Source organism: Evansella cellulosilytica DSM 2522, from assembly GCF_000177235.2.
Lineage (GTDB): Bacteria > Bacillota > Bacilli > Bacillales > Salisediminibacteriaceae > Evansella > Evansella cellulosilytica.
Genome location: NC_014829.1, coordinates 2,621,923 through 2,638,853 on the forward strand (window position 1 = coordinate 2,621,923; position 16,931 = coordinate 2,638,853).

Consider the following 16,931-nt stretch of genomic DNA (forward strand, 5'->3'; position numbering starts at 1 on the left):
ATTATAACAACTCCTTGCATTCGTTGTAAATTTCTGATGGCAGGAATGGATTTCCGTCATACTTAAGAATTGACTGGACATTTTGATAACATAAATTCATTTTCACTAATTGTGCAACTTGTCCAGTTGCGTTATTCTCAACAACTACAACTTTTTTAGCTTTATTCACCATTCCTCTCAACTCTTCAGTTGGAAACGGATGAAGAAGTCTAATATGTCCATGGTTTACTTTTATTCCCTCTGTCTCTAATCTAGGAATGACCTCTTGAATGGTGCCTCTTGTTGAGTTTACACCAAGAATAAGCAAGTCTGCTTCTTCATGACGTTCATCTTTAAAGATCGGATTAGGAAATACTTCGGTCAGTTTATCTAACTTTTTCATTCTTTTATCCATTTGTGCTTTCCTATTAATAGGACTTTCCGAAGGTTTCCCTTGTTCATTATGTTCAACACCAGTTACATGGTGAAGTCCATGCTTCACACCAGGAACCACGCGTGAAGATATACCATCCTCTGTTACTTCATAGCGTTTAAAATATTGACCTTTTTCTAGTTCTGGTAATTCTTCTGTTAGATTTAGCTTCCCTCTACGAATCTCAATTCTATTAAAATCTAAAGGCTCTACCGTTTGTTTACCTAATGATAAGGCCAAATCTGTGACGATAATGACAGGGACTTGATATTCCTCAGCAATGTTAAATGCTTCAATAGCATCATAAAACGCCTCTTCTACTGTAGATGGTGCTATAACGACTTTAGGTATTTCCCCATGCGTACCATAAATCATTGCAAAAATATCTGATTGTTCTTGTTTTGTAGGAAGTCCAGTACTTGGCCCCCCACGTTGCGTGTCAACAATCACAAGCGGTGTCTCTGTTATCCCACTTAATCCGATTGCCTCCATCATAAGTGATAAGCCCGGACCTGCAGAAGCTGTTAAGCTCCGTACACCAGCATAGTTTGCACCGATTGCCATTGTACATGCTGCAATTTCATCTTCTGTTTGAATAACCGTTCCACCAAATTCGGGAAGCTTTTTAATCAAATATTCCATAATCTCAGATGCGGGTGTAATCGGGTAAGCTGGCATAAATCTTGCTCCACCTGCTAACGCCCCCATTGCGATTGCATCGTTCCCAATCATAAATAAACGATTTTTTCCATCTGCTCTTTCTAACTCATAGTCTCCAATTTTATCTTGTGCTTCATTATGAAAGTATTCCATCCCTTTCTTGATCGCTTCCATGTTTTTCTCAACAACAGAAGCACCTTTACGGGAGAAAATTTGTTCCACTACCGATTGAAAGTCATCTGCTTTAACACCTAATAAAGCACTAGATGCTCCTACGGCAACCATATTTTTCATCAAAGACGTACCTAACTCTGTTGCAATTTCTGTAAATGGAATTGAGAATAAATATGCTTTACACCCGTCAGGCAAAACTGGTGAGAACTTACTATCACCAATGATAATAGCACCAGGACGCAATTCATGATGGTTTAAATCTATCGTCTCTTGGTCGAATGCCACAAGAATATCTAAATCATCAGATATTGAATTCATCGGTTGAGTACTCACACGAATTTTATTATTTGTATGTCCCCCTTTGATTCTCGAAGAAAAATGACGATAGCCGTATAAATAATAACCTAATCGACTCAATGCCATTGAAAATATTTCTCCGGTACTTTCGATACCTTCACCTTGCTGTCCTCCAACTTTCCATGAAAGTTGATTGATCATCTGTTCCTCCACCCCTTCTTAATTGACAATGAAATCTAGTACGATATTTTCGTGATTGTAAATACATTGAACTATTCTAAAATATGTAAATCTAACTGCTGGTATACTACTTTCGTTCCCATAAATCTATAAAAAAGATTATTGAACATAAGCACCACACCATGTCAAGTATAGGAAAGCGTTTACAGCACCTATATTTGACTATTACTTTTATATTGTAACATAACTTTCACAATTTCTAAAACAAGAATATTCATTCAATTTCGGTTAGTTTGATTGATTAAAAAAAATAGTAGTGCAAACCCTTCATTTTCCTAAGTTTATTAAAAAATCACCAATAGAAAAAAGTTTTTCTAATCAAAAAAACTTTCTAAACAAAACAAAAAAGAGGCTCTTCAAAAGTCTCCCCCTTTTAAAGCAACCCCCAAAAAATATACATCAATTAGTTAGCGTGGTTCAATTATCATTTTAATAGCGGTGCGCTCTTCACCATCAATTTGAATGTCCGTAAACGCAGGGATGCAAATGAGATCAATACCACTAGGTGCTACGAACCCTCTAGCAATAGCAATGGCCTTAATAGATTGATTAAGTGCCCCTGCTCCAATTGCTTGAATCTCAGCTGCCCCTCTTTCTCGAATTACTCCAGCCAACGCTCCTGCGACAGAATTAGGATTAGATTTTGCTGAAACTTTTAATACTTCCATTTCAGAACCTCCTTAAAGATGAATTGGTGGTATATAGATCTTAAAACATATCTTTAATCCTCTCTTTATCTATATTAAAAACTAAAGATATGGAGTTACAAAATGGATGGTATCAAAGACGCTTTTCTTCTATATATTCAAATAAATATGAATATATGCTTCATTTTATTAGTCAAAAAATGGACGGTCTTCATTAATGGATATGCGTTTAATCGTTTCAGCTTGGCCAGTTTGCTTATTTAAAGTAATAAATACTCCGTTACATTGTTCCCGTCCATTTGTTACCTCAAACCTAACTGGTAAATTAGTAATAAACTTCTGTATAACAGCTTCTTTTTCTACACCTAAAATACCATCGTAAGGTCCCGTCATGCCAACATCAGATATATATGCTGTACCACCGGGTAGTATCCTTTCATCCGCAGTTTGTACATGTGTATGCGTTCCAACAACTGCAGAAACTTTTCCATCAAAGTACCAGCCTATCGCTTGCTTTTCACTCGTAACCTCCGCATGGAAATCAATAAATATATATGGAGTCTTCTCTCTCACCTCTGCTACTATTTCTTCTAGCACTGTGAAGGGGCAATCAATCGGTTGCATAAATGTCCTACCTTGTCCATTTATGACAGCAATTGTACTGTTACCTATCTTTTTCAAGACGTAACCAACACCAGGATTCCCTCTTGGGAAGTTGGCTGGCCTAATGAGATCCTTTGCATTATCTATAAAATCAAATATTTCCTTTTTATCCCATGCATGATTCCCTAATGTAATAACATCTGCACCGCATTCCCTAATTTCATGGTAAATCTTCTCTGTTAAACCTTTTCCACCTGCAGCATTTTCGCCATTAACGATCGTAATATCGGGCCGATATTTGCTTTTCAGCTTCGGTAAATATTGCTTTAGTGCATTTCTTCCTGGAGAACCTACAATATCTCCTATAAATAATACTTTCATTCATCTGTACTCCTTTGTTGTCAACATATTACTATTTCTTCTATTATTCCACAATCATCCTGTATATCCAAATACTTTTTCCTTATACGACAATATTAGTCACTGTATTTCAGTTTTGAGTATTTTCAACAGCTTATTTCGTTGTTTTTCTACAAGTCTCTTTTCGAATAGATTGTTGTTTTTAAGAATATTTATTTGCTTGGCTCCACTACAGGTAGACGTTTTCCGCGGTCAAGGCTTCAAGAGGGACTGGAAAAGTTGTTTTATACTTTTTCAGTGCCCTTCGATATTTACCTTTTCCAGTCCCTCAATGCAAAGAGCAAAGTCGTTGCAATCTTTTGAAACCCTACTATGAGTGCCTTTCTCATAGTACAACGTACGAAGCCATTGCTATCCCTCTCCGCACCGATGGATCTTCCGCTCTCAACCTGTCTCTTCCTCTACATGTAACGCTCGTCGCTGGAGTCGCCACCTTTCGTTTCACCAAGCCTAAAAAATAAACTAAATTTATGAAAACAGCTTTCTACAAAAAGTCTTGTTTTTTATCATGTAGATGTTAGTCCGATAACCAAGAGAATAGCCTTGTTAGAATAAGATAAAGCTATTGAAGAGCAAAACGATTAGTAGACTATAGGGTAATACTTAAGATAGGTTAATATTTTATAAAAAAAATAAAGTGGCAATAGCCACTTTATTTTGCATACTCAACTGCCCTTGTTTCACGGATCACAGTCACTTTTATGTGTCCAGGATAATCTAACTCATCTTCGATTTTTTTCGTAATTTCACGAGCCAATCGGTACGAGTCCTCATCCGTTATAAAATCGGGCTTAACCATAATACGCACTTCTCGTCCTGCTTGAATGGCAAATGTTTTTTCTACACCTTCAAACGATTCAGAGATTTCTTCTAATTTCTCAAGTCGCTTAATATAAGTTTCTAGCGTTTCCCGTCTTGCTCCCGGTCTTGCTGCTGATAAAGCATCAGCTGCAGCGACTAATGTTGCAATGATAGAAGTTGCTTCCGTGTCACCATGGTGGGAAGCAATACTATTAATAACGACAGGGTGTTCTTTATATTTCGTGGCAAGTTCAACACCTATTTCTACGTGACTTCCTTCCACTTCATGATCAATTGCTTTACCAAGGTCATGTAAAAGACCAGCGCGGCGAGCTAATTGAACATCTTCTCCGATTTCTGCGGCCATTAACCCACTTAAATAGGCTACCTCCATGGAGTGTTTAAGAACATTTTGACCATAGCTAGTTCTGAATTTTAAACGCCCAAGAATTTTTATTAAATCTGGGTGTAAATTATGAATTCCCATTTCAAATGTCGTTTGCTCCCCGTATTCACGGATAAGCTCATCGACCTCACGTCTAGACTTGTCCACTGTTTCTTCAATTCGAGCCGGATGGATTCTACCATCTTGAACGAGTTTTTCTAAAGCTGTTTTTGCGATTTCTCGTCGAATTGGATCAAAACCAGATAAAATGACCGCTTCAGGAGTATCATCAATTATTAAGTCGATACCTGTTAATGTTTCTAATGCACGTATATTTCGACCTTCTCTACCAATAATACGTCCTTTCATTTCATCATTAGGTAAGGTTACAACCGATACAGTTGTTTCAGCGACATGGTCTGCAGCACAACGTTGAATAGACATTGATAGGATTTCTCTAGCCTTCTTATCAGCCTCTTCCTTAGCTGATGTAACAGCATCTTTTATTAATACTGCTTTTTCATGTGTCAACTCTTCGTCAACAGATTTCATAATAATTTCACGTGCTTCGTCTTTAGTAAAACCAGAAATTCGCTCTAATTCTTGTAGTTGCTTTTCTAACATTTCCTCGACTTTGCTATTCATCTCGTCGATTTGTTGTTGACGTTTGGACAAGTCAATTTCTCTCTTTTCCAGAGATTCTTCCTTTTTGTCTAACGTTTCACTCTTTCGATCCAATATCTCTTCTTTTTGAACTAATCGATTTTCTTGTTTCTGAATATCATTACGACGATCCCGAACTTCTCGCTCTGCTTCCATACGTAATTTATGGGCTTCATCCTTTGCTTCAAGGATAGCCTCCTTCTTACTTGCGTCCGCTTCGCGTTTAGCATCTTCAATCGTCTGCTTTGCCAGTTGCTCTGCACTGGAAATCTTAGCTTCTGCAATGGATTTGCGAACGAAGTATCCAATAAAGAAAACGATTATTGCAGTGAATAGCAAAATGAGGATTTGAATAAAAGGATTAGGCATATCTGATTCACCTCCTCATGCTATTTCTTGTTGGAACATAGTTTCAATTGTCTAACATTGTCATTTGATAAAACGTGTACATTGAGTACAGTTAATACAGATTGAGTATGTGTTAGGTATGACAGTATTCTTTCTAATTGTATTCTTCATACATAACAATGTCAAGCTTTGGAAACACTTATAACAATGATATTATGTAGGAAAGTATAGAATGTCGAAAAGGGGAGACTAGAAAGGTTGTTTTTACCTTTCTAGTCTCCCCTTTATGATTTTTATAAACTTATGGGACTCCATATGAAAGCAGTGGAACTTCGCCATATCTCATAATGTATTTGTGAGAGCTTTCTGCTCTTCTCAGAAGTACGCCGACGGAAACAAGCTTTTTACTTTATTTTAAATCTAATGCCAAATCCTCAGGCATTTTTTCATCATCTTCTGGAGCAACCTTAGGCGTATCCAAACTATGATATTCTCTAATTTGTTTTTCAATCGCTAAGGTGATTTCTTCATTTTCCTTCAAGAACTGTTTTGAATTTTCACGCCCTTGCCCGAGACGCTCTTCGTTATAGGAGTACCATGCACCACTTTTTTGTACAATATCAAGATCAGAAGCAATATCTAACAATGACCCTTCTCGAGAGATTCCTTCTCCGTACATAATATCAACCTCAGCAGTCCTAAAAGGTGGAGCGACTTTATTTTTCACAACTTTGATTTTTGTCTTGTTACCGACCATATCGTTACCTTGTTTTAATGTTTCTGCTCGACGTACTTCAAGCCTTACTGAAGAGTAGAATTTAAGAGCACGTCCACCTGGAGTTGTTTCAGGGTTACCAAACATAACGCCTACTTTTTCACGAATTTGGTTAATAAAAATAGCGATTGTTTTAGATTTATTAATTGCTCCAGATAGCTTACGCAATGCTTGTGACATTAAACGTGCTTGAAGCCCAACATGACTATCTCCCATCTCCCCCTCAATCTCTGCTTTCGGAACCAATGCAGCTACTGAGTCAATGACGAGTATATCTACTGCCCCACTACGAACAAGTGCTTCAGCAATTTCTAGTGCTTGCTCCCCAGTATCAGGTTGAGAAAGTAACAACTCATCAATGTTAACACCTAGTTTTTGTGCATAAATTGGATCTAGCGCATGTTCAGCATCAATGAATGCTGCTTGTCCACCATTTCGTTGCGTTTCTGCAATAGCATGTAAAGCTACAGTTGTTTTACCAGAAGATTCCGGACCATAAATTTCAATAATTCTTCCTTTTGGGTATCCTCCAACACCTAATGCAATATCTAACGCTAATGCACCACTAGATACAGTCGATACACGTTGCTCTGCTTGTTCTCCCAATTTCATAATGGAACCTTTTCCGAATTGCTTTTCAATTTGACGTAACGCCATGTCAAGGGCTTGTTTACGATCTGACATGTTTTCCTCTCCTTTATCAAATAACATTCATGTATTTGTTTTTTCTAGTTTTATCTTACCTTTTTTTTCGATCTTTGCCAATAGTTTTACAAACATTCGTTCGCCTTTTATTTTACATTGTAAACAATTAGATAGCAAGCTTTTCTACTCCAAAAATAAAAAATTCGTTCCACCTCCCATTAGGAACGAATTTTTTTACTAGCATCTATCTATTTCTTTTTGGCCTTGGTTTTGCAGGTTCTAAATTAATTCTTGCACCATTTACTCGAGAATACTTCAATCCTTCATACACAAATGGAGCAACCTCCTGTGGGACTTCCATAAAAGTAAAATTATCGAAAATATCAATTCTTCCTACTGACTTTGTTGGAATCCCAACAAGCTGGGACACCTCTTCAGCTAATTTTTTCGGTGTTAATTCAATGTTCCTTCCTACATTGATAAAAAATCTAGTCATTCCTTTTTGAGCACCTGTATCACCAAAATCATAACCATCATCGTTTAGATCTTCATGACTATAAAAGGCAAGCTTTAATAAAGATGCTACTATTTTATTTGGTGGATATTGATTTAGTAAATCACTAACTAAATCATCATATAAGCCCGCGTCATCTTCCTCACTTTCAATGAGATCTATAATTTGTCCTTTCCAAACATGCTGCTGCTTTTCAACAACTTCTTCAACTGAAGGTATACGTTGTGAAGGTATTGTCATTTTTATCTCAGCTTCGATAGACCTCAGATGCTTCATTTCACGTGGCGTAACTAATGTTACTGCTACTCCTTCGCGACCTGCTCTCCCCGTTCTACCAATACGGTGTACATAGCTTTCTGGATCTTGAGGAATATCATAGTTGATTACGTGTGAGACATTTTCCACGTCAATACCTCGAGCAGCAACATCTGTCGCAATTAAAAATTCAATAGAAGAGTCTCTAAACTTTTTCATGACAATATCTCGTTGAGATTGCGTTAAATCACCATGTAGACCATCTGCCATATAACCACGTGCTTGAAGTGCTTCTGTTAACTCCGCTACACCTTTTTTTGTACGACAGAAAATGATGCCAAGGTCTATTGTTTCACTATCTATCACTCTACATAATGAATCGAGCTTATTTTTTTCCAGCACTTTAAAATACACTTGATTGATCGACGGTGCTGTGACCTCTCCTTTACTTATTGTCACTTGTTTAGGGTTATTCATATATTTATTAGACAATTTTCTAATGGGGGGCGGCATAGTCGCCGAAAACAGCATTGTTTGACGATTAGTATTCACTTGTTGAAGAATTTTTTCAATATCTTCAATAAAACCCATATCAAGCATCTCATCTGCTTCATCTAAAATTAATGTATGAACACTTCTAAGCTGAAGTGTTTTACGATTTAAATGATCTAACACTCTCCCAGGCGTTCCTACAACTACTTGAACACCACGTTTTAAAGCTTTTATTTGATGTCCAATTGACTGACCACCATAAATTGGTAAAATTTGCGATCGTTTAAACTTTGATAATTTTTGCAACTCCCCAGCCACTTGTATTGCAAGCTCTCGTGTAGGGGTTAATATTAACGATTGGACTTGTCTATCAGAGGTAACTTTTTCTAATAGCGGAATACCAAACGCCGCAGTTTTTCCTGTACCAGTTTGCGCTTGTCCAATTACATCATGCCCTTTTAATATTTCGGGGATTACTTTTTCTTGTATAGGAGATGGTGCCTCAAAGCCCATATCCTTTATTGCCTTTTTAATATCATTAGAGATTTGAAAGTCTTCAAATTTCATCATTATTCATCCACCTTTTCCATTTCCTTACGTATCCATTGTAACAAAAAATAAGCTCCATATTTAACAGTACGCTCTCTAATATTCTTTCGACTCCCAGCAAGTTTCAATTCATAGCTCTCTACTTTGTTATTTGATGAGATACCTATGTAAACGAAACCTGGTCGTTTTCCTTCTAGTGGATCAGGTCCTGCTACTCCAGTAAAACTGATACCATAATCACTATTCATTTTCTTACGAATTTGTACGGCCATTTCCTTTGCACATGCGTGACTAACAGCGCCTTCCTTTTTTATAAAAGAATGATTAATTTCTAATCCAAGTTGTTTCACATCATTACTGTAAGTAACTATCCCACCTGGAAAAATTTGTGATGCTCCTCTTATGTCTGTTAATTGCGCAGCGAATAGTCCACCTGTCAGGCTTTCTGCTGTAGAAATTTTTTTATGATTCATTTTCAACTCATTAACAAGCTTATGTATTAATGATTCTTCACCTTGACCATAAAAATAATCACCAACGCGATCAAGAATAACATTTTGAAGGCTATTGAGAAGACGGCTATTTTCTTGCTCATCGTTCCCTTTAACCGTTAATCTGAGTGTTACTTCTCCATCGGAGGCTAAAGGAGCAACTGTTGGATTTGATTGATTGTCTAATATATCGTCTATTTCATCAACCAATTGTGATTCTCCAATGCCGAAGAAACGAAGTATTCTTGATTCGATAAACTCTTGTTCATTTTGTATCATTCTTAAATATGGAATGACATAATTTTCAAACATTGGTTTCATTTCACTTGGTGGACCAGGAAGTAAAATAATGGTAGTGCCGTCCACCTTTACTGCCATTCCACAAGCTAAACCGTGATCATTCGGAAAAACCGTTGCACCTTTAAGAATAACAGCCTGTTTACGATTATTTTCTGTCATTTCTCGTTCTCTTTGCTTGAAATAATTTTCAATTTTTAATTCTGTTTCCCTATCGTAAACTAACGTTTTACCTATAGTATTAGCAACAGATTCTTTTGTCAGGTCATCCTTAGTAGGTCCTAAACCACCAGTAAGTATAATTATATCAGACCTATCCATTGATCCTTTAACCACATCAGAAAGTCTACGATCATTATCACCGACTACCGAATGATAGTATATATTTATACCTAAGTACGATAACTGTTCTGATAAATACTTGGCATTGGAGTTTACAATTTGCCCAAGCAACAATTCTGAGCCTACAGCGATAATTTCTCCATTCACCTATATCATCCTTCCAAAAAACTACATGGATTTCACTAATACGTGCTTATTTTTTATAAAATAATCTACTCCTGATAAAATTGTTAAAATGACTGAAACATAAATCATGATTGTTGCAAATGGAAATGAAAATAATTCGAATATCGTATTATGTAACATCACTGCTGAAGCGGCAACAATTTGACTTACGGTTTTCCATTTCCCCCATATGCTTGCAGCAATCACATCACCATCAGCTGCCGAAACCAACCTTAATCCAGTTACAGCAAACTCACGGCTTAAAATAACTATTGCTGCCCATGCAGGAAACATATCTAACCCTACTAATGATATAAAGGCTGCTGAAATTAACAGCTTATCTGCTAATGGATCTAAAAACTTCCCCATGTTCGTAACTAAGTTATATTTTCGCGCGTAATAGCCATCTAACCAATCAGTTGAAGCGGCAAGTATAAAAATAATAGCTGCAACAAAATGGTGTATAGGGATAGATGCACCAAAGAGGAATAACTCACCCCATGAAAAAGGAATGAGAAGAAAAATCATGAAGATTGGTATAAGTAAAATTCTTGAGACTGTAATTTGATTAGGTACGTTCACCTTAATCCTCCTTAAGCGATACGTTCTATTGAATAATATATATAGGATAGCTTTATCAATTTTACCAAAATCACGTAAATAATGCGAATGAACAGATATTATTTTATCATTTTTATTAAATAAGTTATATACAATCTTTCTTCACAACTAAATCAAAGCTAAATTCATCTGATTAAATCAACAAAATAAAGAGGGAATCCATAAAGCCACGATATTGTGACTCTTAAGACACCCTCTTTCTACTTATTCTTCACTTAAACCTTCAAACTCAATATATATACGCTGACTAATACTATCAATCGGATACTCTAATAATTCATCATTTATATAAATCTCAAGTGTAATCGTTCTTCCTAAGTGAAAATTGATATTACTTTCGTCACTAAAATCAAAGCTTTCAATATCACCGTCTCCAAATGTTTGTGAGATTATCGCACTATTATTCGAGTCATTTATTTGAATCCAACTATCTCCTGAAAACTCTAATCGTACGTCAAATTCTTCCGTATTTGAAAGAATAAAGTATGAGTTAGTCCCTTCTGTACGATCTAGTTCCAAAACTTGTTCTGGTTCTGGTTCTGGTTCTGGTTCCGGCTCCGGCTCTGGCTCCGGTTCTACTTCTACCTCTGGTTCTGAGTCTTCTCCAGATTCCTCTAACCCTTCTTCTAATTCATCTGTAATATCAAATTCCGGGTTAGCTTGGACATCTTCTCTCGATGCACCAGTCTGCTGCTCATCAGTGTCACTGTTTTGATTAAGTATCCAAAATACACCCGCAATTGCCAATATAAATAAAACAGCGATAAGTGTAGGCATAAACGACATGACTTTAGATTTCTTTTTAACCATTTTAGGTTTCGATCTATTCACCCGAGCTGGCAAATCAGTCTTCTCTCGCTTTGGCTGCGGTAATTCATCCCGATGCTCTTCAAAAAGCATCTCAGATGGAATGCCAACTGCATCTGCATAGCTTTTAACAAAAGCTCGTGCATAAAAATCACCTGGTAAGCGAGAAAAATCTCCTTCTTCAATAGCAGATAAATATCGCTTTTGTATTTTGGTTATTGATTGTAATTCCTCTAAAGAATATCCTTTTTCTTCTCTTGCGGCTTTTAACCGTACTCCTAATTCTGACAAAACACCCACCTACCAACTTTAGCTAATATCAAAGGAAGAAAAACCTGAATCTACGGTATCGTACGTGATTTTCTCACCTTCATCTATTCTTAGCTCAATAATATAATCAAAATCTTCTAAAGTATACTCCGTTTCACGAACAAAAATATCTGGATGTTCCACGACTTTTGTAGCTGATAAGCGCATAATTTCACTAATTAACAGCTGATGTCGCTCTGAAGCTCTCATAGTAGAAACGATGCCATCTATAATATAAATGTGGTCTTTTGATAATTCATCTTCAGCAAGTTGACTGCGAATCGTTTGTCTTAATAATGTCGAAGACAAAAATGACCACCTCTTACTCGCACACACACTTGCAGCAACTACTGATTCCGTTTTTCCTACTCTAGGCATTCCTCTAATGCCGATTAGACGATGACCATCTTGTTTGAAAAGCTCCGCCATAAAGTCTACGAGTAAGCCAAGCTCATCACGAATAAAACGGAACGTTTTTTTCTCATCCTCATCTCTTTCAATATAACGCCCGTGTCGTACAGCTAGTCGATCCCTTAATTTTGGCTCTCTAATTTTACGGAGAGAAATAAAATCCATCGTTTCCAGAATATATTTTAAACGTAAAATTGCTTCATCATTCTTACTTTTTATCAGCATCCCCCTTCTTTGATGCTCTACACCGTTAATGGTGATGATATTAATGCTTAATAATCCTAATAAAGAAGCAATTTCCCCTAATAAACCTGGGCGATTCTTATTTATTTGATATTCGAGATACCATTCTTTTTCCTCCATCCTTCAACCCCATTCTATTACATTATTGTGAATTAGATCTCAGTATCATTATAGTATTAATCATAATAGATTTTTTTTCTTATTTAAAGGGGTTTATGCATTCTACTTAAAATTATTTTCTTATAAAATACTTAAATAAAATAGAATAAAAAAGTATGTAGAAAAAGTGCCGCCATTGCGACACTTTTTTTGAATTTATCGTTGTTGAACAAGCTTCACCATCATATTTGCAATTGCATGCTGCTCTTCTTCACTTGCAACGTTCCAAAGGTCAGCAAGGACACGTTCTTGATCATTTTTAGGGTCAACTTGCTCTGATAAGTATTCACCAACTTGATAAGCTACATCTGAAATTACACGTTGATCCATACCTTCACTTTTTGCCTGGTCTAATCGATCACCTAAAAAGTCTTTCCACTGTTCCCAATTATCTAATACAGACATTGATGAATTCCTCCTTGTGTTAAAATTCAATCATAGTTTCTTCACCTTGAAGGAAATTTATTCGTGAATATATCTTGACTTTTAACAATACCAAGCTCCATTTACAGAAATAATTTGTCCATTGATATAGTTACTCTCATTTGATGCTAAAAAAGCAACTGTTGCGGCAACCTCTGCTGGTGTCCCTAACCGATCTGCCGGTATATCTGTAATTAACTCAGAGATATCACTCTGTGAATAATGACCAAGCATCGAAGTGTCAATAGCACCTGGCGCAACGCCATTAACTTGTATGTTGCTTGGCGCAACTTCTTTTGCTAACGCCTTTACAAATGCATTTAACGCCCCTTTTATTGTTGAATATAACACTTCACATGCAGCACCGGTAATCCCCCATATTGAGGAAATAACGATTACTTTCCCCTGCTTTTTTTGTATTAGCGGAGGTAGTAACTGTTGAGTAATTAAGAAAGGTGTTGCAACGCCAATATTTAATTCCCTTTGAAGCTTTTGTTCTGAAACATCTGTAAAAAGATCAATTGTGGAAGACCCACTATTGAGGACAACTACATCTGCTATTATATTCAAATCTTCTAATGATTTTACTGTTTCATTACTATTTGAAAAGTCTGCTTTAAATAATGAAACCTCTGTGTTCCATGATGATATAAGCTCTTCTTTTAGCTGTAGTACTTCTTTTTCATTTGTATGATAGTGAAGCACAAGGGAATAGTTCTCCTCTGCTAACCTTCGAGCAATAGCTTTTCCTATCCCTCCACTAGCCCCAGTGATAAATGCTACCGGTTTCTCCACAGTAAACTATTCCCCTTTTGGTGTGATAAAGCACTTACTCATTTGTGAATCAACATTAAAATGGTCTTTAAAAGCAACTTGTAAATCTTCCTTCTTAATTGATTCTAGTACAGGTATAACATCAAAAAGATCCATATCATTAAATCGATAGCGTGTAAATTGATTAGCTATATATTCTGGGGAATTGAGCGATCGTAAAAAATAGCCAATCTTCTTTTTTCTCGTTCCCTCTAATAACCCTTCATCTAGCGTTTGCTTATCAAACGCTTGCACTATCTCTTTTATTCTCTCTGAAAGCTTATCAGGATTATCTGAATCTCCACCAACTACAGAAAATCCAAAACCATACTCTCCTGAGTAATCAAAAGAAAAGGTGTCATCAATTAAACCTTCGTCATATAGTTTCTGATAATTTTCACCACTTTGACCGAACATCATTTCTAAAAGAAGCTGGAGTGATAATTCATGCTTTAATAGCTCTCTTCCTTGCTTTAAAGGGCTTCGGTCCTTAAAGCCTACTAAGCATTTTCCTGTATTGACATTCATAGGGATTTTTACTTCTTTTTTAAATACTTCCTCTCCCTCCGCTTCAAAAAAGCGTTGAATTTGCTCTGGCTCCGCAAATTTCTTTTTATCCTGATTACTTTTAATAAACTCAAGTGTCTCTTCAGGATCAATATTCCCCACTACAAAAAACACCATATTGCTCGGATGATAAAATGTTTCATAACATTTATAAAGCATTTCCTTAGTAATTTCGTATATAGAATTTACAGTTCCAGCAATATCAATCCTTACGGGGTGGTTTCCATACATACTTGAAATGAGACCAAAATAATTCCGCCAATCAGGATTATCGTCGTACATTTTAATTTCTTGTTCAATAATACCTTTTTCTTTTTCCACAGAATCATCAGTGAAGTAAGGTTTCTGAACAAAATCCAGTAAAGTTTCTAAATTTTCCTGTATATTCATTGTGCTTGAGAATAAATAAGCCGTTCTTGTAAAGCTAGTAAAAGCATTTGCTGATGCACCTTGTTTACTGAAAAGTTGAAAGACATCTCCTTCTTCATCCTCAAACATCTTATGCTCTAAAAAATGTGCAATACCATCTGGCACTTTAAATGCTTCTTTTTCTCCGAGAGGAATAAAATGATTATCTATTGAACCATATTTCGTGGTAAATGTTGCATATGTTTTATTAAATCCTGCTTTAGGCAAAATGTAGACTTGTAGTCCATTAGGTAGCTCTTCAAAATATAGTGTTTCTTGAAGCTGATCAAAGTTCATTTTACTCATTTACTGCTTCCTCCTTCCCCTTTAAAAAATAAACAGTATCTAGTTTAATTTTTTTTGCTACTTTCACGATATCCTCTTTCGTTACATTATCAATTCTATTTATCCACTCATCAAATGTACGTTTTGTTTCTGAAAGTTCATTGTGGTATTCTAGCTCAATATAGCCTCTAGGTACATCCATCGTTTCGAGAAGTTGATTTTTCAAAACTGCTTTTGTTTGTTTTAAATCTTCATCTGAAAAGTTACCTGCTTGCATTTCTTCCATTTGTTTAAATATAATTTTCGTTGTATCCTCGAACTTATTACTTTCTATCCCAGCAAGAACAATTAAAAGTCCTTTGTGACTTTCTACCCTTGAAGCTGCGTAATAAGCAAGACTAGCCTTCTCTCTTACATTTATAAATAACTTAGAATGTGAAAACCCTCCAAAGACACCGTTAAACAATTGCAAAGCAAAATACTCGTCGTCTCCGTATGTGACATTGGTGCGGTAGCCGATATGAAGCTTTCCTTGTTGCACATCCTGCTCTTCAATTACCTCTCTTGACTCTCTAGTATTATTTCCTGATGCACTATTAAATGTCACTTTTCGCTCTGGTAAATGGTGTAGCTCACTAAAATGTTTTTCAGTAATTTGTTTCATACTCTCCAATTCAACGTCACCAACAACATATAAGTCTAGTGCATTTGTTTTAAGAACTTCTTCATAGTACTGATATAATGAATGTTCATTAATCCCATCAACATCTTCTGAGTCCCCTAGAACAAATAAGCCAAACGGTTCATCTTTGCACATTTCTTCTGTTAGTCGTTTGTTAGCATAACGCATTTTATCATCATAAACTGAAGAGAGCTTTTGCTTTAACGTTCTCTTTTCTCCGTCTACAATAGCTTTATCGAACGACCCATTCGATGCTTTAGGTGAGAGTATCACAGATGAAAAAAGGTCTAAAGCTCTCTCAAACAATGGGCGTGAATCCGATAAGAATTTTTCATTAGCAACTTCCATCCGAAAACTCATAAGATGATATTCGCCTTTTTTAGCTACATCAACATTTAATGTTGCACCGTATAGGTCATCTAACTGTTTTCGAATGGCTTGTCTTGATGGATAGCTTTCCGTTCCACTTTGTAAAACGAACGGTAATAATGCTCTTTTTGTCACAGTCTTCTTTTCCAGTGGTGACCTCATATGTAATACCAATGTATTCGTTTTATACGTTGTTGAAGGTAAAACATGTACATTTAATGGCCCGACCGAAAATGTTTGTAGTTCGTTTTCTTTCAATGGTATCCCTCCTCGATATCCTACACTTTATCATACCTATTGTTACAGTACATTATGTTTCTATATACTTCAATTTTATATAAATCATATATGAAAAAGCAAAAGAATTGGTAAAAAAGGTATATTATTACACGAGGGAACTCAATATGGTTGATTTTTACATCTTCATTATAAAAGGCTTACTTCGCATAGATTGGTTGTTTTAAGAATATTTATTTGCTTGGCTCCATTACAGGTGAACGCTTTCCGCGGGCAAGGCTTCAGCTAATCGAGGAAACCCGCCCCGATGGATCTTCAGCTCTCAACCTGTCTCTTCCTCTACATGCAATGCTCTGGAGTTGTATGTAGAGGAAGAGACAACTCGAAGCTTAATCGTGATGTAACGCTCGTCGCTGGAGTCG

The 16,931-nt window shown here is 36.3% G+C and carries 14 protein-coding genes; all 14 read right to left on the reverse strand.

Annotated features, from left to right (window positions below):
* Position 1 precedes the first annotated feature (1 nt).
* The 14 genes from BCELL_RS11995 to yfmF all read right to left on the reverse strand — a co-directional run bounded on the left by BCELL_RS11995 (position 2) and on the right by yfmF (position 16,530).
* Complete coding sequence (locus BCELL_RS11995) at positions 2–1,744, reverse strand: 2-oxoacid:acceptor oxidoreductase subunit alpha (protein WP_013489016.1); 1,743 nt, start codon at positions 1,742–1,744, stop codon at positions 2–4.
* 446 nt (positions 1,745–2,190) lie between these two features.
* Positions 2,191–2,451, reverse strand: a complete 261-nt coding sequence (locus tag BCELL_RS12000; RefSeq protein ID WP_013489017.1) for a stage V sporulation protein S — start codon at positions 2,449–2,451, stop codon at positions 2,191–2,193.
* A gap of 168 nt (positions 2,452–2,619) precedes the next feature.
* Positions 2,620–3,414 (reverse strand): TIGR00282 family metallophosphoesterase, encoded by a 795-nt coding sequence (locus BCELL_RS12005; protein WP_013489018.1) that lies wholly within the window; start codon positions 3,412–3,414, stop codon positions 2,620–2,622.
* 691 nt (positions 3,415–4,105) lie between these two features.
* Positions 4,106–5,671 carry a ribonuclease Y gene (rny, locus tag BCELL_RS12010; RefSeq protein ID WP_013489019.1) on the reverse strand — a complete coding sequence of 522 codons (1,566 nt, stop codon included), beginning with the start codon at positions 5,669–5,671 and terminating at the stop codon, positions 4,106–4,108.
* 388 nt (positions 5,672–6,059) lie between these two features.
* Positions 6,060–7,109 (reverse strand): recombinase RecA, encoded by a 1,050-nt coding sequence (gene recA / locus BCELL_RS12015; protein ID WP_013489020.1) that lies wholly within the window; start codon positions 7,107–7,109, stop codon positions 6,060–6,062.
* Positions 7,110–7,314: 205 nt separating this feature from the next.
* Positions 7,315–8,901, reverse strand: a complete 1,587-nt coding sequence (locus BCELL_RS12020) for a DEAD/DEAH box helicase (RefSeq protein ID WP_013489021.1) — start codon at positions 8,899–8,901, stop codon at positions 7,315–7,317.
* Positions 8,901–10,157, reverse strand: a complete 1,257-nt coding sequence (locus BCELL_RS12025; protein ID WP_013489022.1) for a competence/damage-inducible protein A — start codon at positions 10,155–10,157, stop codon at positions 8,901–8,903. Before BCELL_RS12025 ends, BCELL_RS12020 begins: the two co-directional genes overlap by 1 nt.
* 21 nt (positions 10,158–10,178) lie before the next feature.
* Positions 10,179–10,757, reverse strand: coding sequence for a CDP-diacylglycerol--glycerol-3-phosphate 3-phosphatidyltransferase (gene pgsA / locus BCELL_RS12030; protein ID WP_013489023.1), 579 nt, complete (start codon positions 10,755–10,757; stop codon positions 10,179–10,181).
* A gap of 243 nt (positions 10,758–11,000) precedes the next feature.
* Complete coding sequence (locus BCELL_RS12035) at positions 11,001–11,894, reverse strand: helix-turn-helix domain-containing protein (protein WP_013489024.1); 894 nt, start codon at positions 11,892–11,894, stop codon at positions 11,001–11,003.
* 18 nt (positions 11,895–11,912) lie between these two features.
* Positions 11,913–12,686, reverse strand: a complete 774-nt coding sequence (locus tag BCELL_RS12040) for a DUF3388 domain-containing protein (RefSeq protein WP_013489025.1) — start codon at positions 12,684–12,686, stop codon at positions 11,913–11,915.
* Positions 12,687–12,881: 195 nt separating this feature from the next.
* Positions 12,882–13,130, reverse strand: coding sequence for a DUF3243 domain-containing protein (locus BCELL_RS12045; RefSeq protein ID WP_013489026.1), 249 nt, complete (start codon positions 13,128–13,130; stop codon positions 12,882–12,884).
* A gap of 81 nt (positions 13,131–13,211) precedes the next feature.
* Entirely contained in the window at positions 13,212–13,943 is a 732-nt protein-coding gene (gene ymfI / locus BCELL_RS12050) for an elongation factor P 5-aminopentanone reductase (protein ID WP_013489027.1), read from the reverse strand.
* 6 nt (positions 13,944–13,949) lie between these two features.
* Positions 13,950–15,242, reverse strand: a complete 1,293-nt coding sequence (gene yfmH / locus BCELL_RS12055) for an EF-P 5-aminopentanol modification-associated protein YfmH (protein WP_013489028.1) — start codon at positions 15,240–15,242, stop codon at positions 13,950–13,952.
* Entirely contained in the window at positions 15,235–16,530 is a 1,296-nt protein-coding gene (gene yfmF / locus BCELL_RS12060) for an EF-P 5-aminopentanol modification-associated protein YfmF (RefSeq protein ID WP_013489029.1), read from the reverse strand. Before yfmF ends, yfmH begins: the two co-directional genes overlap by 8 nt.
* Between the last annotated feature and the right edge of the window lie 401 nt (positions 16,531–16,931).